This is a genomic window from Desulfatitalea alkaliphila, from assembly GCF_022968795.1.
Taxonomy (GTDB): domain Bacteria; phylum Desulfobacterota; class Desulfobacteria; order Desulfobacterales; family Desulfosarcinaceae; genus Desulfatitalea; species Desulfatitalea alkaliphila.
Window position 1 is genome coordinate 1 of record NZ_JALJRB010000024.1, and the last position, 22912, is coordinate 22912.

The 22912-nt window shown below is 62.3% G+C and carries 12 protein-coding genes; 3 read left to right on the top strand and 9 right to left on the bottom strand.

Translation table 11 applies throughout. From position 1 onward, the window contains the following. The first annotated feature begins 329 nt into the window (after positions 1 to 329). Entirely contained in the window at positions 330 to 1412 is a 1083-nt protein-coding gene (locus MRX98_RS17120) for a 3-isopropylmalate dehydrogenase (protein WP_246912856.1), read from the top strand. A gap of 137 nt (positions 1413 to 1549) precedes the next feature. Here MRX98_RS17120 and MRX98_RS17125 read toward each other — a convergent pair whose 3' ends face one another. Further along, on the bottom strand, positions 1550 to 4039 hold the full coding sequence (locus MRX98_RS17125) for a M1 family metallopeptidase (protein WP_246912859.1): 2490 nt from the start codon (positions 4037 to 4039) through the stop codon (positions 1550 to 1552). A 158-nt stretch (positions 4040 to 4197) separates the two neighbouring features. Between MRX98_RS17125 and MRX98_RS17130 the strand changes: the two genes are divergently transcribed. Next, positions 4198 to 5082, top strand: a complete 885-nt coding sequence (locus MRX98_RS17130; RefSeq protein WP_246912861.1) for a hypothetical protein — start codon at positions 4198 to 4200, stop codon at positions 5080 to 5082. Between the two features lie 75 nt (positions 5083 to 5157). Here MRX98_RS17130 and MRX98_RS17135 read toward each other — a convergent pair whose 3' ends face one another. The 8 genes from MRX98_RS17135 to MRX98_RS17170 all read right to left on the bottom strand — a co-directional run bounded on the left by MRX98_RS17135 (position 5158) and on the right by MRX98_RS17170 (position 20921). Then, positions 5158 to 7014: an ABC-F family ATP-binding cassette domain-containing protein gene (locus MRX98_RS17135; RefSeq protein ID WP_246912862.1), complete on the bottom strand. Its 1857-nt coding sequence runs from the start codon at positions 7012 to 7014 to the stop codon at positions 5158 to 5160. Further along, positions 7011 to 9002 carry an alpha amylase C-terminal domain-containing protein gene (locus MRX98_RS17140; RefSeq protein ID WP_246912872.1) on the bottom strand — a complete coding sequence of 664 codons (1992 nt, stop codon included), beginning with the start codon at positions 9000 to 9002 and terminating at the stop codon, positions 7011 to 7013. Before MRX98_RS17140 ends, MRX98_RS17135 begins: the two co-directional genes overlap by 4 nt. Positions 9003 to 9049: 47 nt before the next feature. After that, positions 9050 to 10561 (bottom strand): glycogen synthase, encoded by a 1512-nt coding sequence (locus MRX98_RS17145; protein WP_246912874.1) that lies wholly within the window; start codon positions 10559 to 10561, stop codon positions 9050 to 9052. A 17-nt stretch (positions 10562 to 10578) separates the two neighbouring features. Continuing rightward, positions 10579 to 13128, bottom strand: a complete 2550-nt coding sequence (gene glgP / locus MRX98_RS17150; RefSeq protein WP_246912877.1) for an alpha-glucan family phosphorylase — start codon at positions 13126 to 13128, stop codon at positions 10579 to 10581. Continuing rightward, positions 13125 to 17480 carry an amylo-alpha-1,6-glucosidase gene (locus tag MRX98_RS17155; protein WP_246912880.1) on the bottom strand — a complete coding sequence of 1452 codons (4356 nt, stop codon included), beginning with the start codon at positions 17478 to 17480 and terminating at the stop codon, positions 13125 to 13127. Before MRX98_RS17155 ends, glgP begins: the two co-directional genes overlap by 4 nt. Beyond that, positions 17474 to 18805, bottom strand: a complete 1332-nt coding sequence (locus tag MRX98_RS17160) for a glycosyltransferase family 4 protein (protein WP_246912882.1) — start codon at positions 18803 to 18805, stop codon at positions 17474 to 17476. Before MRX98_RS17160 ends, MRX98_RS17155 begins: the two co-directional genes overlap by 7 nt. A gap of 130 nt (positions 18806 to 18935) precedes the next feature. Further along, complete coding sequence (galU, locus tag MRX98_RS17165) at positions 18936 to 19811, bottom strand: UTP--glucose-1-phosphate uridylyltransferase GalU (RefSeq protein ID WP_246912884.1); 876 nt, start codon at positions 19809 to 19811, stop codon at positions 18936 to 18938. A gap of 45 nt (positions 19812 to 19856) precedes the next feature. After that, the gene (locus MRX98_RS17170; protein WP_246912885.1) at positions 19857 to 20921 is read right to left on the bottom strand and encodes a branched-chain amino acid aminotransferase; all 1065 of its coding nucleotides are present in this window, start codon (positions 20919 to 20921) and stop codon (positions 19857 to 19859) included. 653 nt (positions 20922 to 21574) lie between these two features. Here MRX98_RS17170 and MRX98_RS17175 point away from each other — a divergent pair. Next, positions 21575 to 22816, top strand: a complete 1242-nt coding sequence (locus tag MRX98_RS17175; RefSeq protein ID WP_246912893.1) for an acetyl-CoA C-acyltransferase — start codon at positions 21575 to 21577, stop codon at positions 22814 to 22816. The last annotated feature ends 96 nt before the right edge of the window (positions 22817 to 22912 follow it).

Below are 22912 nucleotides of genomic sequence, written 5' to 3' on the forward strand. Positions count from 1 at the left end.
CATGTCACTTTTACGGTGGGAAAAAACCTTTGTGGTCGGCGCGCCCATCCGCTGGTAGGAATCCTGCTAATTCGACATCGATTTTCTATAACCCATGGACCGCGGCGTCGTTCTCTTTTCGATCCCGATTTCGATTATCGCAACCTTTCAACCCACTCAACGCTCAACCAACCCAACCAACCCAACAAACTATCAACCAACTCAAATCCCAAAACGGCAACCGTACTTGACCCCGCGTCCCCTTTTGCATATAACAGGCCAATTTCAACGGCTTCATAAGCCCATTCATTGACCGGATCCGCCGATGGGTGGACCGCGGGGAGTTCGACATGACCAAAACATACCGCATTGCGGTGATCGGGGGCGACGGCACCGGGCCGGAAGTGGTGGCCGAGGGGTGCAAGGTGCTGAACGCGGCGGCGGCCAAATTCGGCTTCAAACTGGAGATGACCGATTTCGACTTCGGCGGCGAGCGCTACCTGCGCACCGGCGAGGTGCTGCCCGATACGGCCGTTGACGAGCTGCGCGGCTTCGACAGCATTTACCTGGGGGCCATCGGTCACCCGGGGGTCAAGCCCGGCATTTTGGAAAAAGGGATCTTGCTGCGCTTGCGTTTCGAGCTGGACCAGTACATCAATCTGCGTCCGGTGCGGCTGTTCCCCGGCGTGGAAACCCCTTTGAAAAACAAGGGGCCGGAACAGATCGATTATGCCGTCATCCGTGAAAATTCGGGCGACATCTACACCGGCATGGGCGGCGTTTCCATGCAGGGCACACCCCACGAGGTGGCCATGCAAACCATGGTCTACAATCGCTTCCAGGTGGAGCGCTGCCTGCGGTTCGCCTTTGAATACGCCCGCAAATTCGGCAAGAAGGCGCGCGGCAAGGGGGATGCCAACACCCTCGGCCTGGTGGGCAAAACCAATGTGCTCACCTATGTTTTCGGTCTCTGGGAGCGGGTGTTCCATGAAATCGGCGAGCGGGACTATCCCGATGTGCAGCGGGAGTACTATCACGTCGATGCCACCTGCATGTGGATGGTCAAGAGCCCGGAATGGTTCGATGTGCTGGTGACTTCCAACATGTTCGGCGACATCATCACCGACCTGGGGGCCGAAACCCAGGGCGGCATGGGCATCGCCGCCGGCGGCAACATCAACCCCGAAGGGGTGAGCATGTTCGAGCCCATCGGCGGTTCGGCGCCCAAATACACCGGCATGAATATCATCAACCCCCTGGCGGCCATCTGCGCCGGCGCCATGATGCTGGAAACCTTGGGCGAAACGGCGGCCGCCGACGCCATCGAATCGGCCGTGCGGGACGTCACCGCCACCAAGATCAAGAGTTTGTCCGCCGGCAAGATGGGTTACGGCACCAAAGAGGTGGGCGACCTGGTGGCCGAACGGGTTTAGAGGGCGACTGCAAAAACATCAATCGGCCGTCTTGCCGCCCTTGCAGCGGCGGCAAGACGGCCGATTTTCATCCGTTTCCCTCCCAGGTTCCGGGTGTCGGGGCTTGACCCGCCGCGTCGGGCGCCCCGAAAACCCCGTTATCCCTCCATCGTGCCCCGCATGCGCGTATTGATTTCCAAATTCTCCAAGGCCAGTCGCATGGCATCCGCCAAATGGGCGTGGCTTTCCATGTAGGGCGTGGCGAATTGCCGCACCTGCTCTTCCCGGTCCAGGCCGCCGAAAGGAATGATGGCGGTGAGCACCCGCTCGTAGAGCAGGGGGTGGAGTTGTTCCAACGCCTCCCGATGACTCAGGTACCAGTCCCACAGGTGCGGTTGGGCCGACGGGTTGGCCGCCAGGGCCACGATGGGGAGGAAGCGGTTGCGGGGCGGCACCTGCGCCAGGGTGAAATCAAGGGCCGCAGCGATGGCGGGCCACGCTTCGAAGCAGCCCAGGGCGGCGAGCACATTCATCCGTTCGTGTTCGCTGGGGGTTTGCCTGAACCGCTCCTGCAACCACCCGAGCACGGCTTCACCACGGCTGCGAGCGGCGATCTGCATCACCGCCTTGGCGATATCGGGATGGACGGCGTGATCGGCCGCCATGCGTTCGAACTGCTCTTCGCCGAAAGCCACCGCGTCGGCATGGCCCCACAAGGCGCCCAGCCACAGCAGCTGTTCGCGCAAGATGGCGGTGGTGTGGGGTTCCTCGGCCAGCGGTGCATAACCGATGCGCTCCAGGGTGCGGGCCGCCAGGGCCCGACCGCGGGCCGCGATCACGTCCCGCGGCTCCGGTGGCGCCACCAGAAGGGCGTTGTGCAGATGGCCGGCAATGCCGGCCAAGGGCAAAAAGGCTTCTTCCGTTGCGTAATGGTCCAGATAGGACAGGTAGGTGTTCAGGTCGACGCGGCCCTGCCGCACCAGGGCGTAGAGATCGTTCTGAACGCCCCAACGATCCGCCACGCCCATGGCGCCGGTTCGAATCTGCTGGCCCAGGGCGGCCAGATTGGCATCGTCGTCGTAGGCGACGCGGTAAAATCCGGCCTGGTCGCAGTTGACCTTGTAGCATCGGGTGTCCGGCGGTAGAACCATTTCGGCGCGGGAATCATCCATCAGCATCTGCTGCCGTTGTGCCGTGCCGTCGGCGCCCCAGGTGTAGACGGTCAACGGAACGGTCCAGGTGCGATCGGTGGGCACATCCAGGTAGGTGAAGCGCTCCTGGCGCAACTGCAGGCGGTCGCCCCGGCGTGCCACCGTGATCAGGGGGTGGCCGGGCTGGCCGATCCAGCTCTGCATCATGGCGGTTACCGGCTGGGTGGATGCGGCTTCGAAGGCTTGCCACAAATGGTGGCTTTCGGCGCAGTCATACTGGTGCTCGCGCAGGTAGCGACGCACCCCGGCCTGGTAGGCCGCCGTGCCGATCACACCCTCGATCATGCGTAAAATACTGGCGCCCTTGTTGTAGATGATGGGCGCGGTGCTGCTGTTGATCACCACATGTTCGCCGCCGGGGATTTCGATGGCGAAGGTGTCCTGCAAGCCGTCCCGCGTCAGGGCGGTGGCGGTTTCGGTCAGCAGGAACTGATCCCAGACACCCCATCCGGGTTTGTAGTGGGCCACCACGCCGTAACCGAAATAGGTGGCAAAGGATTCGTTGAGCCACAAATATTTCCAGTCGGCCGGCGTCACCAGGTTGCCGAACCACTGGTGGGCGATTTCGTGGGCGATCACTTCGAAAATGCGCTGTTCACCGGCCTTGGACGTCAGCTCGGGGAAGTGCAGCAGCAGGTTTTCGCGGAAGGTGATGGCGCCCCAGTTCTCCATTGCGCCGAAGGCGAAATCGGGAATGGCGATCAGATCCATCTTGGGCAACGGATAGGGAATGTCATAGTAGGTCTCGCAATAGTGCAGCGCCTGACGCCCGAATTCGAGCCCCGGGCCGGTGGTGTGGCCCAGCCCCGGCAGATGGGCCAGGCGCACCCGCGTATCCTGTTGATCCACCACCAGCTCAAAGGGGCCCACCCCGAAAAAGAGCAAATAGGTGGACATGCGCGGGCTGGGCTGAAAAACCACCCGTTTGCGGCCCAGGTTGACCGGCTCCTCCCGCATCGGCAGGGTGTTGGACAGTACGGTCAATCCTTCCGCTACGGTCAAGCGGACCTCAAAGACCGCTTTGTGCAAGGGGTGATCCATGCAGGGAAAGGCTTGCCTTGCAGAGCTCTCCTGGAATTGGGTGACCGCCATGCGGTGTGTGGTGTTGCCCTGTTTGGCCTGACTGCGGTAAAAGCCGCCCATGGTGTCGTTGATCATTCCCTGGTAGTCGATGCGCAGCGTTTGGGGGCCGCTGACCGCTGCGGGTGGTTGCACGGTCAGTCGTTCCTGCGCGGGATCGACCCCGAAGGCCGCATCGACCCATCCGTCGTCCTGCGCCCATTGACAGCGCCAGATGGCCAGATCCAAGCTGTTGAGGGCCACCTCCCGAACGGATTTGTCCAATTGCAACGCAATGGTTACCCGGCCATCAAAAACGAACCGTTCCAGGTCTGGTGCAATATCGATCATGTAACGCAGGGGATGAACATCAACCATGGACGCCTCCTTCATTCTTCGTAGGCAAAATAAAGCGTTAATCAAGAATGCCGAACACCTCGCAGAACCTTGGCCTTGCAAACAACGTCCCGCTGCAGTATGTTCAAAGCGTTTCTTTAACGCAAATCGATACCATCTGAAAAGCGGTTTGGCGGGCGATGGATAAAACCATTCGATACTTGCTGATTTTGTTCGCCGTAGTGGGCTTTGGACTGTTGGGATACCACTGGATCGGCCATTGGCACACCAATGCGGTGGAGCAGGCCGTCAATGACGAAAAGGCGCTGTGTCGTCAACGCCTGGAACAATTGCAGGACCGTATCGACGCGCTGACCGCCCGGATGGACACGGGCCCACCCGTCGACGACCTGAGCGAGGTTTTCGGTCCCCATCTGCCCACCGACACCACCCGCCCGGAACAGGTCGACTGCAACCGCATCACCACCCAAGTGGCGGCCTTTTTCAACTATTTGGACGGCAAAGGGTATGTGACCGAAGCCGGGCTGGAGATGCGTGCCGAAACCTTTTTCGATGAGACCTTGGAGCGCCTGGCCGCCACAACGCCCACCAACGTCGGCGAGCTGAACAACCTCTACGGACTGCTGCGCAATGTCACCCACCTCTACCGTGTGCTGGGCAAGGACCGCCTGTTGTTGATCAAGCAGATCCTCGACGAGGAAGGGGCCGTGCTGGAACCGGCCATGGCCGTGATCTTCTCATGGCTGACGGTTTGTGCGGAGGGTCGGCCGGTGGACGGCGAGCCGCCCCGGTTGCAACCCCTTTACGAATATGCCGCCTATTTTCTGAACACCATGGGCGGCCGCGGTTACCTGCTGCGCCGGGACAGCAAAATGCGCATGCTGATCAACTACTACGCGCTTCTCACCCTGGACATGGCCAATGAACACCGCCGCAATGCCTACGGCGTCGACATACGGCCCCACCTGGACTATTTGTTCTACGACATCAACAACCAGCGCGGGTTGATGTACCGCGAGCGCTACCTGGCCCAATTGGCCGCCCTGCGCAACAAGTATTTCTAAGTGAAGCAGCCCAAAGCCCGGCCCTGATCTTCGTAAAACGGCACGTCACGCAACGCCATCGTTTGCCGGGCTCGATCAATCTTCCAGCTTCTGCGCCAGGTCCGCGTCCAACACTTCTTTGCGCTGATACCAATCCTCCAAAGCATTGAACCGTTCATCGATGCGTTGCCGGCATTGATGGATGGATTGGGAGAGTCGGGCGATGCGTTCGCCGTCATTGGCTTGGGCGGCCGTTACCATTTCATCGTTCAAGGCGGCCAGCTGCGCTTCATCGGCCTCGATGCCGCTTTCCAGTTCGGTAATGGCCTTGTCCACCGGGCGGCTGCGTTTGGCGTGTTCCGTAATGATGGCCGAGCGTCGTCGCCGCAACTCTTTCTTGGAGTGCTGCGGCTCTGCCGGGGCGGTTTCGTTCGCAACAGCCGGCGTGTTGATAGAGGGGCCGCCGTCTTGATCGCCCCAACCGTCCTTGTCCAGAAACGCCTGGTAGGTGCCCTCGAAGAGCGTCACCCGGTCCTGGTGAAACACCACCAACCGCTGCGCCAGGGTGTGCAAAAACAGCTCGTTGTGGGTCACCATGATCACCGCCCCCTCGAACCGGTCGATGGCGTCCAGCAGGGCGTCGCAGGACTCCAGGTCCAGATGGTTGCTCGGTTCGTCCAGCAGCAACAGGTTCAGGGGGGTGGCCAGCAGACGGCCCAGCATGACACGTGCCTTTTCGCCGCCCGAGAGAACGGCGACTTTCTTCAGTGCCTGATCCCCTTCGAAGAGCATGGCGCCGCAGATGTTGCGCGCCTGCTGACGATCGACGTCGGGATGGCAGCTCTGGATCGCCTCTTCCACAGTGTGCAGGTCGTTGAGGCTTTGGATGTTGGTCTGCTCGTAAAAGCCGCCGGCAACGCCGGGATGATAGGCGATGGCGCCCCGTTGCGGCGTGAGATTGCCGGCCAAAAGCTGCAGCAGGGTGGTTTTGCCTTTGCCGTTGGGGCCGATTACGCACAACCGATCACCGGCGTTGACCGTGAAATCGAGCCCTTCAAACAGTGTTGGATGTCCAGGGTGGGCAAAGGCCAGGTCCCGCGCGGCCAGCATCTGCTTGCCCCGAAAGGGATGGGACCGGAAGCTGAAGGAAAGTTCGCGCAGCTTGTGCAGCTTTTCTCTTTTATCCAACTTCTCCAAAGCTTTGACCCGCGACTGCACCAGGCCCGCCAGGCGCGCCTTGGCGCGAAATCGGGTGATGAACTGCTCGACTTCACGGGCGCGGCGTTCATTGTTGAGCCGGGTTTTTTCGTAGATTTCTTCGTCTTGTGCGATTTGGCCATAATATTTGCGCGTGTCGCCGGCCATTTTGCGCACCTTGCGGCGATGGATGCCCATGGTGTGGGTCACCACCCGGTCCATGAAGCCGCGGTCATGGGTGATGAGCAGCAGCTCGCCGGGCCAGGCCGTCAGGAAGCGTTCGATCCAGCGGATGGAGGTGATGTCCAGATAGTTGGTGGGTTCGTCCAGCAACAGCAGATCCGGCTCGGAAACCAGCACCTTGGCAAGGTTGAGGCGCACCTGGAACCCGCCGGAAAAATCGCCCGGCGGCCGCTGCATGTCGTCTTGGCTGAATCCCAGGCCGGCCAGCACCTTCTCCACCTCCCAGTGATGGTCCCGCTTGGCCGGCGGCAATCCCCGCATCCCCTCCGCCAGTATGTTGTCGCAGGAAAAGGCCAGTTGCTGTCGCACATGGCCGATGCGGTACCCCTTGGGCAGCACGACGCTGCCTTCGTCATAGGCTTCTTCGCCCACCAGGATGCGAAACAGGGTGGTCTTGCCGTGCCCGTTACGGCCCACCAGCCCCACCCGCTCCCGGGCGTTGATTTTGAAGCTGACGGCATCGAAGAGGATTTGGCTGCCGAAGGTTTTGGTCAGGTTGTCAACGGCGATCATGAACTTCCTTGGGGCGCCAGAACCAGGGCGGTGCGGTTGGGCAGGTAAAGGGACAGGCGGTGGATGATATGGGGGTCGGCCCCTTCCGGCAAGGTCACATGGTCTACGGCATGATCCACCCGCCCATGCCCGCCGAAGGCCCCGTCGTCGGAATCCAGCACGATGCCATAGTGCCCTTCAGGCGCCGGGAAACGATAGTCGCTGAAAGAGCGGGTGGGATGAAAATTGAAAGCGAAGATCAGCCCGGCGCGCCGGAAAAGCAAGATCTTGTCCTCATCGTGTTCCCACAGCAGCCGGGGCGCCGCACTGCCCGGCACGGCCCATTGCCGGGCCAAGGCGATCATGGCCTTGTCGAAACGGTCCAGCTGTCGGTACTTCAGGTCGGGGTCGTCCACCAGGTGCCATTGGCGTCGGGCGTAGTGATAGGACCAGTTGTTGCCCGGCCGCGGAAAGTCGATCCACTCGGGGTGGCCGAACTCGTTGCCCATGAAGTTGAGATAGCCGTGGCCGGCGGTGGCCAGGGTGATCAGTCGGATCATCTTGTGCAGGGCCACGCCCCGCTCCACCTGCGGATGGCGATCGTCCCGGTGCATGTGATCGTAAATGGCATCGCCGATGAGCCGGAAAACAAGGGCCTGATCCCCGACCAGGGCCTGGTCGTGGGATTCGGTGTAGGAGATGGTTTTCTCGTCGTGGCGGCGGTTGTTCAGCTCGAACCACAGGCCGCCCATGTGCCACTGTTCGTCGGGGGTGTCCTTGGCCAGGCGGATCCAGTGGTCAGGCACCCCCATGGCGAAACGGTAATCAAACCCGATGCCGCCGTCTTCCCGGGGGCGGGCCAGACCGGGCATGCCGCTCATGTCTTCGGCGATGGTGATCGCTTCCGGCTGGACCGCATGGATGACTTGATTGGCCAGGGCCAGGTAGCAAAGGGCGTCTTCATCGACGTTGGCGTTGAAGTAGTCGTCATAGGAGGTGAACGCCTTGCCGAGGCCGTGATCCAGGTAGAGCATGCTGGTGATGCCGTCGAAACGAAACCCGTCCACCCGGAACTCGTCGAGCCAGTAGCGGCAGTTGGAAAGTAAAAAATGCAGTACTTCCGGCTTGCCGTAGTCGAAAAGGCGCGAATCCCAAGCCACGTGCCGGCCCCGATCGCCGCTATGGAAAAACTGGTAATCGGTGCCGTCGAAACGGCTGATGCCCTCCACTTCGTTGTTGGCCGCGTGGGAGTGAACCAGGTCGATGAGCACCCGCAGTCCGGCGGCGTGGGCGGCGTCGATCAGGGCCTTGAGTTCCTCGGGCGTGCCGAAGCGCGACGCCGGCGCAAAGAAGCTGGTCACATGGTAGCCATAGCTGCCGTAGTAAGGGTGCTCGGGGATTGCCATGATCTGCAGCGTGTCGTAGCCCGCGGCCACCACCCGGGGCAGCACCTCGGCCGTGAATTGGGCATAGGTGCCCACCCGGCCCTCCGCCTGGGCCATGCCTATGTGCACCTCGTAGATCAGTGGTGCGCCTTGCGGCGGGGTGAACGGATCCGATCGCCACTGATAGGGTGTGTCCGGCCGCCACACCTGGGCATTGAAGATCAAGGTGTCGGGGTCTTGGACCACGCGCCGGGCCCAGGCGGGGATGCGATCCCCGCCGCCGCCGGGCCATTGCAGATGGAGCCGGTAAAGGTCGCCGTGGCCCATTGCATCGGCCGGCAACCGCAGTTCCCAGGTGCCGTGGGCATCGAGGCGCTGAAAAGCCAAGTCGTCTCGCACCTGCCAATCGCTCAGTTGACCCACCAGGTGCATGGCCGACGCGTTGGGTGCCCACTCCCGCAGCACCCAGCCGCCGTCCCGGAAATGCAGGCCGAAATATTCGTGGCCGGCGGCGAAATCGGCTAGATCGGCATGGTCCCCCGCCAATTGCCGGGCCGTGCGTTCGATCAGGGCGATACGCCGGTCGATGGCATCGCGGTGGGCCTCGATATAGGGGTCTGTCATGAGAAAGCGCTCCAGACGCTGATTTGCGTGGGTGGAAGTCATGGCCATCAGACGATCAAGGGTCGGTCCAACATCTTTTCATAAAGTTGGATATAGTGCCGGGCATTGACCGAGTGGGTGAAGGTGTCCGCCGCCTCAACCATAATGCGCCGGATGTGGCGCGCCCGCTGCGCTTCGGGCAGCCGGTGGAAATCCATGGCCCGATCGATGGCCCATGCCAGGCCGTTGCTGTCGTAAACTTCGAACAGAAAACCACTGCCCCGGTCGCCGGCGACGTCCATGGGCACGATGGTGTTGTGCAGGCCGCCGGTGTCGTGGGCCACCGGCAGCGCCCCGTAGATCTGGCCGATCATCTGGGGCAATCCGCACGGTTCGAAGCGCGAAGGCATCAGCACAAAGTCGGCTGCGCCATAGGCCAGGTGTTCCAGCTTTTCGCTGAAATCGCACACCGCCGCCCTTTGATGAAACTGGTGGTGATTGACGATGTTGCGAAACACGCCCTGAAAGGGACCATCGGCAACGAACACCACCTGCAGATTGTGATCCCAGTGCTTGGAGATGACGCTGTAAAAGATGTCCGCCAGCAACTGGCATCCCTTCTGCACCGGGTCCAGGCGGGAGGGCCAGAAGAACAGCGGGGCCCGCTCATCCTCGGCCAGTCCCAGCAGGCGCTGCAGCTCCCGCTTGTTGGCACGCTTGGCCGGGCCATGGTCGTCCGGCCCGTAAGTCACCGCCAATTGGTCGTCCGTCGCCGGGCTGAAGCTCGGATCCGGGGCGTTGAGGATGCCGGCGGCGCACTCGGCGGCCACCTTGTTGATCAACTCCTGGCGCAGATGGGGCTCGATGAAGTCGTGGCGCCCCTGAACGATCTCATCCAGAAAGTGCTGGCTGACGGTGTTGACAAAGTGCGCGGCGAACACCCCGCTGACCAGGAAATCGACGGGCACGTGATCCCGCGCCTTTTCATATTCGTCGGCGAAGTCGGTGTAGTACAGTTGGTCCCAGAAATAGGCGGCGTCGATACCCCGGTCCTCGATGGCGGCCAGGGTGGTTTTGACCGTATGGATGTTGTGGATGGTGAACAGGCAGGGGATGCGCAGCGTGCGGGCCATGGCCGGAATCAGGCCGGTCATCCAGTCGTTGCAGTGGATCAGGTCGGGGCGCACCCGGGGCACGATGTTGTTGATCACCTCGCGTTGGAAGGCCAGGGCGATGTGGATGTTTTCACTGCCGTAGTTGGAGTAAACCCGGTTGAGGTAGAAGAAGGCCCGGTCCTGTGCCAGGTGAACCCGGTCGTTGGGCATCACCCGGCGCAGCAGGCGCCGCTCCTTGCGCAAGAAAGGGGCCAGCCGGTCTTCGAAGATGGAGCGATAGTCCGGCAAGGCCACATGCACATCCGCCCCCTGGTTGAACAAGGCGCTGACCAGGGCGGCCGATACATCGGCCAATCCGCCCGCCTTGGCGGTCAAAAAATGGGCCAGGCTGCCCATGCGGTCGGGCAGATAGGTCACTTCCGGCGTAACGATCAGCACCCGCGGTTTGCGGCGTCTGAGTTCCATAATCTCGTCTTATCCTTTCAGGCCCAGGTGAGCAAGCCCGGCGAGAAACGAATCCAATCGTCGGCCCGCGGTACCACGCGCACGGTGAAGCCGTAGCGCCCAGAATCGTCACAGCGCACGGTGCAGCGATAAAGAAAGGTGCCGCCGCCACGCGTCTCGACCACCTCCATGGGTTGGGTCAACCCCTCCTCCAGGTCGTTGGTGCGCTGCATGCGGCCGTAGTAGAGCTCCACATCCACCTCTTCGGGGGTCAGGGCGCCCAAGTGCACCACGGTGCTGACGGTGAAGCTGTCCTCCACCTGGAAGGGCCCCTCGTGATCCCGATCGGGCATCTCCACGCGCACCTCCTGCCACAACGACTTGAGACGCTGGTGCAGCACGCTCAGGCGCTGGGCTTCGGCGGCGTTGTCGGCCAGCAGCTCGCGATGGCGCCGCACCCCGGGCACATAGAACCGCTGTTGGTATTCGTTGACCATGCGGTGGCTGCAGAACTGGGCCATGGCCATCTTCATGGAGGCCTTCATCTTGGCCAGCCACTCGGTCGGCATGTTGCCCGTGGTGCGGTTGTAGAAACAGGGAATCACATCGTTCTCCAACACATTGTAGAGCGCCTGGGCCTCCACTGCATCCTGATAGGCCGGATCGGGGTACTCCGCGCCGCTGCCGATGCGCCAGCCCCGTTCGGGGGTGTAGCCCTCGTCCCACCAGCCGTCCAGGATGCTTAGGTTCAGCGCCCCGTTCATGGCGGCCTTCATGCCCGAGGTGCCGCAGGCCTCCAGCGGTCGGCGGGGGGTGTTGAGCCACACATCCACCCCTTGCACCAGGTAGCGGGCGATGCCCATGTCATAATCTTCGATGAACACGATCTGGCTGCGCACATCATGGTGTTTGGCGAACTGGACGATGTTGCGGATCAGGTCCTTGCCTTCGTTGTCCTGGGGGTGGGCCTTGCCGGCGAAGAGAATCTGCACCGGCCGCTCCTTGTCGACGAGCATCGCCTTGAGCCGCTCGGGATCCCGCAAAATCAGGTTGGCCCGCTTGTAAGTGGTGAAACGGCGGGAAAACCCGAGGGTCAGCCGCTCGGGATCCAAGGCATTTTCCGCCGCCCGCACCACGGCGATGGGGGCGTTGCGCCGGGCGTACTGGTTGACCAGCAACTCGCGCACTTTGCTGATCAGCCGCGTGCGGCTCATTTCATGGGCCCGCCACAGCTCCTCGTCATAAATCTCGTCGATGCGTTCGATGTTCTCCGGCTTGCGGCTGCTGTAATGCCACTCGGGTCCCAGGTAGCGTTCGAACAACATGACGACTTCCGGTGCGATGAAGCTGGAGACGTGCACGCCGTTGGTCACATGGGTGATGGGCACGTCGCTGTCGTTGTGCCCGGGCCACACATGGCGCCACATGCGGCGGGCCACATGGCCGTGCAGACGGCTGACCCCGTTGCAATGCTGGGAGAAGCGCAACCCCAGAATCAGCATGGAAAAGGGGCCGTGGGGGATGGTGCTGTTGCCGGTGCAGCCCCAGGAGAGCACCTCCTCTTCGTTCACTCGCAACTGTTTGGCCAACGGTTTGATATAGGGTTGCACCTGATCCAGAGGGAATTCGTCATGACCGGCCGGCACGGGGGTGTGGGTGGTGAAGACCGAGGTGCGGGCCACCACCTCCATGGCGGTGGGGATGTCCAGGTGGTGGCGCTCCATCACCTGTATCAACCGCTCCACGTTGGCAAAGGCGCTGTGGCCTTCGTTCATGTGGCAGATGGTCGGTTCGATCCCCATGGCCGTTAGGGCCCGCATGCCGCCGATGCCCAGCAGCACCTCCTGGGCCAGGCGCACGCCGGGTTCGCTGTTGTAGAGCCGGGCAGTGACTTCGCGGACGGCCGGCGGGTTTTCCACCACATTGGTGTCCAGTAAAATGAGCGGCACGCGGCCGATCATGATCTTCCAGACATCGGCCAGCATTTCGCCGTTCGGATGGGGGACCGAGATGCGCAGATCGCCGTTGCCGGTTTTGACCCGCGTCAGGGGCAGTGTGTAGATGTCGGTCTCGGGGTAGGTCTCCTGTTGCCAGCCGTTGGGGTCCAGCAGTTGGCGAAAATAGCCTTGCCGGTACAGCAGCCCCACCGCCACCATGGGCAATCCCATATGGGAAGCCGATTTGAGGTGATCGCCGGCCAGCACCCCCAAGCCGCCCGCAAACAGGGGCAGGCTTTCGTGAATACCGAACTCCATGGAGAAATAGGCAATGCGCGCTCCGCCGCTATAGGGGTTCTCCGCCAGATCGGGCGAGGCCAGTACCCGCTCCTTGAACTGTTGCCGCACCCGGTCCAGGTGGGCCAGGAAACTGTCGTCGGCGGCCAGTTTCTGAAGCCGTTGCTGGGACACTTGGGTGGCGAACACGATGGGGTTGCGCCCCGAGGCCTCCCATAGGCGCGGGTCGACCCGCCGGAACAGCTCGATGGCGTCCGGTTTCCAGGACCACCACATGTTGCGGGACAAAACGCCAAGGAAATTCAAAGATCCCGGCAGCTTGGGAAATACTTGAAATGCATGTATGTGTTTCATTCGAAAGACTCCTGTTGGTTTTGGCAGGGGGTGTCAGCAGGGCAACCGGTAACTCTAAGCACGGTATCGGGACCGGTCAATTGTTGCCACACCCGCAACAGCTCGCTCACCCCCCAGGCCTGGGCGTCGCAACCGCGCTGATGGTGGGGGGCGTCGCCGTCCACGATTTCGGGCACCTGGCCGACGCAGTGGCTGTTGATCAACCCAATGCTGCTGGATAGCCAGGCCAAGGCCGCATCCCGTCCGGCGCGACCGTAACGGGCGGCCCAGGCTTCGCAAAAGAGGGGAAAAGGCCAGGTCCAGGCCGTGCCGTTGTGGTACGCCGGCTTGCGCCGGGTGTCTTCGTCGCCCGCATACCGGCCCCAGTAAGGGGCCCGCGGGTCGTTGAGCAGAACGCCGTCCCGTTCCACGGCGAGGGGTACGGTCACCGGCTGATCGGCCAAACTGCGAATGGCGCCGGGCACCAGCAGGTGCCGGCAGGCCTGCAAAACGGTGTGCACCATGTCGGGATCGGTCACCGCGCCCAAGGTGAGGGCCAGCAATTGATTGGGCCGCAGGTGGTCGTCCGCGACTCCCTCGGCCGCCGATTGCCCGGACCGGGCATGGCGGCAGTCACTCAGATAGCCCCGGCGGGGATCCCAGAAATGGTTGATGATGCTCTCTTGCACCTGTGCGGCCAATTTCGACCAGCGTTGCGGGTCCGCCCCATCGACCCGCGCCAGGAAGTTCAGCGCCGCGTACCAAAGCGCCTGGATCTCGACGGGGTATCCCTCACGCGGCGTGCCGGCGGGAAAGTTGGTGTCCATCCAGGTGAAGTGGGACGGGCTGAAGATCAAGGCCGATCGGGGATCCATGCGGATACCGTTGGGGGTGCCTTGAATCAGGGCGGCGGCCATGTCGGTCAAAATGCGCCGCACGGTGCGATCACCGCAGCGTTGGTCGAGAAAGGCATCGTCTCCCTCGGCCGCCACCAGGTCGGCACAGGCGGTGAAAAACCAAAGCGGGGCATCGGAGGTGTCCCGATTGCCGGCGTCGTCGCCCCGGATCATGTTGGGCAGGGTCCCCTGATCTTCGAACTGGGCGAATTGCAGCAAAATGGTTTTGGCGATGGTCGTCTTGCCGGCCGCCACCAGGCCGCGCACCACGATCAGCGTGTCCCGGCCCCAGTCCAGGAACCAGGGGAAACCGGCGATGATGGTGTTGAAGGCGCCGCGGCGCACCACATATTGATCCAGGGCGGCGGAGAGAGCTGTCGCCAGGGGTAGTGCGCCTTCCGTGGCCGGAGGCCGGAAGACGGGCTGCCAGGGCTCGGGTTCGACGTCGGGCGGCAGGGCGCGGGCGGTCAAGGTCACCCGCTGACCGCCGCGCAAGCGGCAGCTGAAATAGCCGGGACTGAACAGATCGGAATCGGGATCCAGACCCCGCTCCGCCTCCATGGGGCGATGGACCATGTAGTGCCACTCCGGCGCCACATGGAAACGGCCATTGCCGGCTTCCACCAGCAAGTTGTGATCGGATTCCGGCGCAAAGCGGAAACCGTTGCCATGGGGCGAGGGGTGCACCGCCGCGGGATAAGCGGTTTCAGGACCGGCAAAGGCCTTGGTGCAGTGGTGGAAATTGCGGTCTTCGATATCGGGCCGGACGATCAAGGTCACCGATGCCGCATCGTCCAGCTCCGCCGGTTCGGCCGCACGGCGGCGCCGCTCCATTCGTTCGAATTGCAAGGCCGTTCCATTGGGCCGGTTGCGCGCCATGCGGGCCCGCACCTGCAGCACAATGTGCTCGCCCTGGCCGGTGAGCATCCGGTAGCGCCACCAGGTGCCGCCGCGGGCGTCGTAGCCGAACTGCTCCAGGCAGTCCAGCTTCACCTCCTGGGAGTAGCCTTGATAGACCACCCAGGCCCGGCAGCGGGTAAGGAGGATGCGCCGATCTTCGGGAAAGGCCGGGTGAAGGTTGGCGGCCAGCAAACCGTCGTAGCGGCTGGCCAGGTGGCGCCAGTCGGCATGCACCCGCATCATGGCGCCACGCCCGTTGGTGTCCAGGGCCAACAGGGGCAGTTGGTGGCAGTCGTTGCGGCTGAAGCGGGTGCGCACGCGGGCATGGCGGCCGTCGGCCAGAAACAGTAGCGTGCTCCGGGCATGCTGCGGACCGTCCGGGGCGTACAGGGAAATTTCCAAGGTGCGTGTCAGATGGCGGCGCGGGGTGTCCAGGGGGGCGAACAGAGCGAAGGCCGCGCCGTCGGCATCGGTCAGGTGCTGCTCGCCGGCCAGCACCCGGTCGCCGTCTATGATGCGGGCCCGGAATGGATGGGCCGCGCGCACCAGCAACAGATGGCCGGGGGGCACCATCACCTGGCGCCGCAGATCTTGGGGGTAACGCCACAATATGGTGCGGGGCGCATCGCCGCCGGCAACCCTGCTGCGGCAAAAGGCTTCCGGATCGGCCTGCAGCGCCTCGGCCGCCCGGTCCGCATCGGGCACGTTGCCGGGATCCAAAGCCGTGCACACCGACAGCGCTTTGGCCCGCAACCGTTGCCGCAGCACCGCCGGCGGAATCCCCGGAGTTTCATCGGTCGGCATCGCTCGGTATGGATCATCCGCCTTGGCCAGGCAAACCACCTGCCCCGGCGCCAGGGTCAGGCGTCCGGATTGGGGCCCCATCTTGACGGCGGGCCGCACATCGGTCAGCAGGTCCACCGGATCGGCATCCGCAAAGGGTGCCCGGCGGGGGTCCCATGAAGCCTTGACGGCTTTTTCCGGATCCAGATTGGCCAGCACCACCACGCCCTGTCCCGTGGCCCGGTGGCGGCGTCCCAGGGCGATGAAATTGTCTTGCCCCCGGCCGATAAACCGGATCTCCACGTCCGGGCCGAAGGCCGGATGGATCTTGAGCAGGTGGTTCAACCGGGCGATGGCGGCCACTTGGTTGTCCGCCGCACCCCAGTTCAGGGCGCTTGCCTGGTGCACGTTGATCTTCTCGGTGGCCAGCCACTCCACGCCGTTGGCAAAGCCGAAGGCACCGTGGGGTGCGGCCAGGGCGCACAGCGCCGTGCGCATGCGTGCATAGGTGGCCGAAACGGCGGCCAGCCGGTTGTTGTCATGGGTCTCGGCAAAGTGCACCGTCAAGCCGTCACCGGCCGACAGGGTCAGCGCCTCGGGTAAATAAGCCTCGATCCGGCCGCGGTCGTAGTTCTGGAACAACTCCGAATAGGCCCAGTCGAAATTGGCCCGATTGAGCAGATCGCGGGTCACTTCGATCTTGCCGCCCAGGCCCTCCAGCAAAAAAAGGGTATCGGGAAATTGATCGCGCACCTTGGCGATGATGTAGCGCCAGGCCGGCACGGGAATCATGTAGCCGGCATCGCAACGAAAACCGTCGGCCCCCCGGCGGCACCAGGTCAGAAACACGTCCGCCATGTATCGCCAGAGTCCTTTGTGGCGAAAATCGAGATGGGTCAGATCCTCCCATACCACCCCCCAGGCGCCGGGGTTCTGGATTTCGCCGTCGGGCTTGCGCATCAGCCACTGAGGATGGGTTTCATGCAAACTGGCGGCCCAACCGGTGTGATTAATGGCGATGTCGAGCAGCAGCTTGCCGTTGCGGGCGTGCACCCCGTCCACCAGTTCGATGAACTGCTCCAGGGGGGTGGCCGCGGGGTCGAAAACCGCCAGGGCCGGATCCACGGCGGTGAAGCTCAAGGCGGCGTAGGGACTGCCGAAGCGTCCCATGCGGGCGTAGGTGGTGGGGGTCGGATGAATGGGCAGCAGTTGCAGGAACCGGCAACCCAGGTGCCCGATGATGAAATCCAGTTCGCCGATCAAGTCGCGGAAGGTGCCCGACGGCGGAATCACCGTGTAGCCGGCCGCGTCCAGCGCTTCCAGGCACGGGTGCGGCGTCGCCAGGTCGCTGTGGGCCAAATGTTTTTTGGGCCCGAACTGGCGCACGAAGGCGTTGTAAAGCGTGTTGGCGCACACCGTGTCGGCCGGTTCCACGTTGAGAACGGTGTTGGCTCCTTCGGGCCAGACCGGTTCCTCCCGGCCGTCGGCCATGAACAGGCACTTTGCCTCGAAGTGACCCACCTCGTTGAGGGGCAGGGCCGCCTCGAACAGCCCCGGTCCGGTCGGCTGCATGGGAATATCGAACCAGTCGCGGGCCAGAGGGGCTTCGTTGAGTTCCACATGGCGGATGATTTCCCGGCGGATGGTGCGCCCCTGTCCCAGATTGGTGCGCACAAAGGCCCGCCCGGGCGCTTGATTGGGCAGCCGGAGGCGGAATCGGGCCACGTCGCCGCGAAAACAGACCATGCGGCGGCCGGGCGCCGGCTCTTGAATGAAGGAAGGATCAGTCAGCATTGATGGGCGCCACCTTCGACGCCGAAGAAATGAAATACCAACATGTTCAGCGCGTGCCGCAATACGGAATAGGAGTAGTAGCGCCGGGCGATGTTGAAGTTGTGGGTGACCATTCGCTCGCGTCGCTCGGTCGATTCGAGCACTTGGCGGACGTTTTGCAGGTTCTTTTCGGTCAGAAAGCCGTCCATGACCACCAGGTCGAACCCCTTGGGCTCGATGTCGCGCACGAAAATGGCATAGCGGTTCACCAGCAGCGGCTTTCTGAAATAGATCGCTTCCAGGAAGGCGTTGCCGAACCCTTCATAGAGGCTGGGATAGGTGATGAAGTCGGCATGGGGATAGATGTCCCAAAGGGTGTAGGGGCCGTTGCGCCGCCCGCCGCCGTTGAACGGATCGGCCACCTGCATGTCGAACAGGCGCAGATCGACGCCGTGCTCCCGGGCGTGGCTCTTGAGCCACTCGGCATACTCGAACCCTTCATCGCCCGCCTCGTGGGAGATCACCAGTTTGTAAGCGGGATCTTCCAGGTGTTTGACCAGTTCGATGGCGTGCTCGATGCCTTTGCGCTGCACGATGCGAGTCGGTTGCAGAATGATTTTGTCTTCCGGCTTCAGCCCCACTGTTTTGCGGAACAGGGCGCTTTGCACCGGATCGCTTTGCACTTCGTGATCGAAATCCAGCACGTTGGGAATGATGATCGCCGACGCACCGGTGCGCAGGGCCAGCTCTTCCTGGCCGGCTGAATTGATCACCACATGGGCCAGACTGTTGAGCTTGGGCGGAAAGGCCATGCGCAGGTAGTCGTCCACCGCATTGACACTGAAACGGGCCCGCTCCCAGTGAAAATCGTGGTGGTGGGCGATGGTGGGAATTTGACGCTCGGCGATGATCTCGGTCAGGGCCACACCCAGGGGGATGTGCATGGGAATGGTCAGCGCGTTTTCCACGATCAGCATATCGATGCGAAAATGTTCGATGAACTCCTCGATGGCGACCTTGATCAGCACCTTGACCGCATGGATCGTGTCGGTGACGCCGGCCTTGCGGTTCTTGTGGCCGAAGACCCGCGCGTTGATCCACTGGTTCTTCTCATGTTTGAAATGCGCTTCGGGCAACAGCCAGCTAACCTCCGGATCGCGCTCCAGCTCGCCGGCCAACCAGAAGCAGCGGTGGCCGGCTTCGGTGAGCACATGGGCCCATTTGCTGGCTTCCAGACTCACGCCGTCCGTGCCGGCAAAGCGGGTGGAGATGAATCCGATGTTCTTGGCCATGGGCTCCCCGTTGATGTCCAACCCGTTTTCAAGCCTGTGCGACCGGGCGTTCATGGGACACTCCGTGATAGGGCAATGGCGAATAAACCTAAGGAGAAGGAGGCGTGTGCGCTGTCGATGTCAGGGTCGTATTCAGTGATGCGTATGACTGGATGCAGGCAACGATGCTCGGGCAACGACCATCTCAATCGCCGCCTTCCAACAATTGCCGGACAAAGGGCGTCAAGCGCTGTCGCAGGTCGTCCCGGTCGAAGGCGTAGGAAAGGTTGGCCATTTGAAACCCGGCTTTGTTGCCACAATCATAGCGAACCCCTTCGTAGCGAAAACCGTAGATAGGCTGCGTGTCCAGCAGCCGGGCCATGGCATCGGTGATCTGAATCTCGCCGCCGGCACCGGTCTCCTTGCGCTCCAGGATTTCAAAAATTTCAGGGGTCAGGATATAGCGCCCGATGATGGCCAGATTGGAGGGCGCCTCGGCCGGTTGGGGCTTTTCCACCAGCCCACGGACGCGGGTCAGCCGGTCGGCCGGCGGGTCGGCATCCAGGATGCCGTAACTGGCCGTTGCCGCCGGATCCACCTCCTCAACGCACACCATGGAGGCTTGCAGCTCTTCGAAGCGCGCCAGCATCTGCGCCAGCACAGGGGTGTCGGATTTGACCAGATCGTCCGCCAGCAGCACGGCGAAGGGTTCGTTGCCCACGATGTGGCGGCCGCACCAGATGGCATGGCCCAGTCCCAAAGGCTCGTTTTGTCGCGTGTAGACAAAGGTGCCCGACTCCGGCACCAGATGATTGATCTCCCGCAGCAGCGCATCCTTGCTGCGGGCCATCAAGGTCTGTTCCAATTCACAAAAATGGTCGAAATGGTCCTCGATGGCCTGCTTGCTGCGTCCGGTTACAAAAATGATCTGTTGGATACCCGCCGCAAGGGCCTCCTCCACCGCATACTGAATCAGCGGCTTGTCGACGATGGGCAGCATCTCCTTGGGCATGGCCTTGGTGGCCGGCAGAAAACGGGTGCCCAATCCAGCCACCGGGAAGACGGCTTTGCGCACTTTCATGGAAGCTCCTTTGTGTCGGGGGGTTACCGGGAAGGCGGCGCCGGCTCAGACCACCGGCTCCACCCATCCCAGGGGGTCCTCGGCTTTGCCATACTGAATGTCCATGATGGCATCGAACAATTTTTGGGCCACCGGTCCGGCGTGGCCATCGCCGATGGTGATCACCTGATCCTCGTATTTCAAAGTGCCCACGGGCGAGATCACCGCCGCCGTTCCCGAACCGAAAATCTCCGTCAAGCGACCGGCCCGATGTGCCTCGTACACCTCGTCGATGCTGATTTTGCGTTCGCTGACCGGCATCTCCCAACGGCGGGCCAGGGCCAGGGCCGAATCCCGCGTGATGCCGGGCAAAATACTGCCGTTGAGCATGGGGGTCACCAGTTCGCCGTCGATGACGAACAGAATGTTCATCGAACCGACCTCTTCCACATACTTTTGCTCCACCCCGTCGAGCCATAACACTTGGGTGTAGCCTTCCTTGTGGGCCATTTCGCCGGCCAACAGGCTGGCCGCATAGTTGCCCAAGGTTTTGGTGTCGCCCAATCCCCCGCGCACGGCGCGCACGAACTCCCGGGTGACCAGGATCTTGATCGGATTGAACCCCTCGGGATAGTAAGCCCCCACCGGAGACAAGATGATAAAGAACCGATAGGTGTGAGAGGCCCGCACCCCCAGGAAAGGATCGGTGGCCACAATGGTGGGACGTATGTATAAAGAGGTTCCCGGCGCATTGGGCACCCACTCCTTTTCAAGATGCACCAACTGCTTGAGGGCGTCAAGGGCCATGGCCTCATCAAAGGCCGGAATGCACAATTTGTGGCACGAATAGTTCATCCGTTTGAAATTGGCCTGGGGTCGAAACAGTTGGATGTGGCCGTCGCCCGTGCGGTAGGCCTTGAGGCCTTCGAAAACGCCCTGACCGTAGTGCAGCACCATGGTGGAAGGATCCATCGTAAAGGGTGTGTACGGCTCGATCCGCGGATTGTGCCAACCCTTGTCCGGATGGTAGTCCATGTTGAACATGTGATCGGTGAAAAGTGTGCCGAATCCCAGTTTTTGGGGGTCGGGCTTGGCTTTCAATTCTTTGTTGCGGGTAGTGGTCAGCTGCATGGCGGTCTCCTCGCACCGGATTGTAGTATGCCTTTCATGGTCGGGAACGCTTGTGGACCGGCTGGCCCGGCGCTTTGTTCCCGGCGAAAAAGCTGCCGCACCATAGCACCACAAAATGGGCCTTGCAAGCCTCCATGGCGGCTCCGGCGCGGTTTTATCCGGGTTGCGAAGCCGCCCGGCGCTGACCGCCGACCCCGGATGATCGGCACCATGTCACAAAAGCAAGGTTGCGCAGGCAACCTTCATTGTCTTGAATTGCGTAACGTTGTTCGACAATGCTGTACGAGACGAGATTGCCGCGATGTCCGGGAAATTCCGAATTAATATCAATTGCGAAATGAATACAGTTTGTTGTTGCCGACTGAAGCTGCGTCGCAAGGGAATCGGGCGGACGCCTTTGGATTGTTGACATCACCGCTGTATGCTGGTATGTGGCTTAGTTTAGTACTGAAGTCCGAACGCTTCCTTGTTTTGTTACTTGTCGTTACACAACGGTAGCGCCGCACCATCCCGTTCCGAATCGCCCGGTTTCCAGTAACGGCCGGTCAATGCGCCTCGCGCGACATCCCTTGCGGAGCGGCCGATGTCTGATCGGGGGTTGGTTTCCGGCGAATGCCGTTCCCATAAATTCATCGAACGGAAAAGGAAAGCCTATGAAAGAGATCGTGATCATCAGTGGCGTGAGAACGCCGGTGGGCCGTTACATGGGGGCATTGAAAACCATCGAGGCCTACGATCTGGCCGCCTTGGTCATGAACGCGGCCATTGAAAAGGCCGGCATCAAAGCGGAGGATGTGGACGAGGTGGTGTTCGGCCAATCCTATCAGAACGGCGAGTATGTGAACATCGCCCGCATGGGACTGCTGACCGCCGGTTGGCCCGATACCATTCCCGGTCTGACCCTGGATCAACGCTGCTGCACCGGTTTGAGCGTGGTGCGCACGGCCGCCGCCCTGATCCAGTCCGGTCAGGCGGAGATCGTCGTGGCCGGCGGCGCCGAAAGCATGAGCAATGCCGAATTCTACCTGCCCGGCAGCATCAAATGGGGCGTGGGCGGCGAAAAGGGCATGCCCCGCGGCCACGGCGACCTGAAGATCTGGGGGCTGCCCTTCTATGACCGCATTCAGCGCGCCCGGGTGATGTCCCAGCCGGAAAAACGCTTCGGCATCCTGCCCTCGATGATGGCCTGGGCCGAGACGGCCGCCGAGGTGGAGAACGTCAGCCGCGAGGAGTGTGACCAGTGGGCCTATGAAAGCCACCAGAAGGCCTGCGCGGCCATCGCGGCGGGCAAATTCGACGACGAAATGGTGCCCGTGGCCGTGCCCCAGCGCAAGGGCGATCCGGTCATGGTCAGCCGGGACGAGAACCCGCGGGACGACACCACCGTCGAGAAGATGGCCAAGCTGAAGCCGGTGATGGGCGGCGTCTGCACCGCCGGCAACTCCTCCACGGAAAACGACGGGGCCGCGGCCGTGGTGGTCACCACCCGCGAAAAGGCCGAGCAGCTCGGCATCGAGCCCCTGGCCGGCTTCAGGGCCTGTGCCGTGGCTGGCGACGATCCGCGCCATGCCTACCGCACCGTGGGCGTGGCCGTGGAAAAGGTGATGCGGATGACCGGGCTCAAGACCGGCCAGATGGAGCTGATCGAAATTCAGGAAGCTTTCGCGGCCCAGGTGCTGGCCGATCTGAAGGAGATGGGCGTGGGACCGGAAGACTATCCCAAGGTGAACGTGAACGGTTCGGGCATTTCCCTCGGTCACCCCATCGCCGCCACCGGCACGCGGGTGCTGGTTTCCCTGCTGCACGAGATGAAACGGCGCAACACCCGTATGGCCCTGGAGTGCATCTGCGGCGGCGGCGGGCTGGGCATCGCCGCCATTCTGGAACGCAAATAGAGTGCATCCGACCGCCCCTTCCTGCGATGGCGAAGGGGCGGTCGGCAAATGGAACGAGACGAAGCGCAAGGCCAGCGCGCGGAAGCAATACCAACA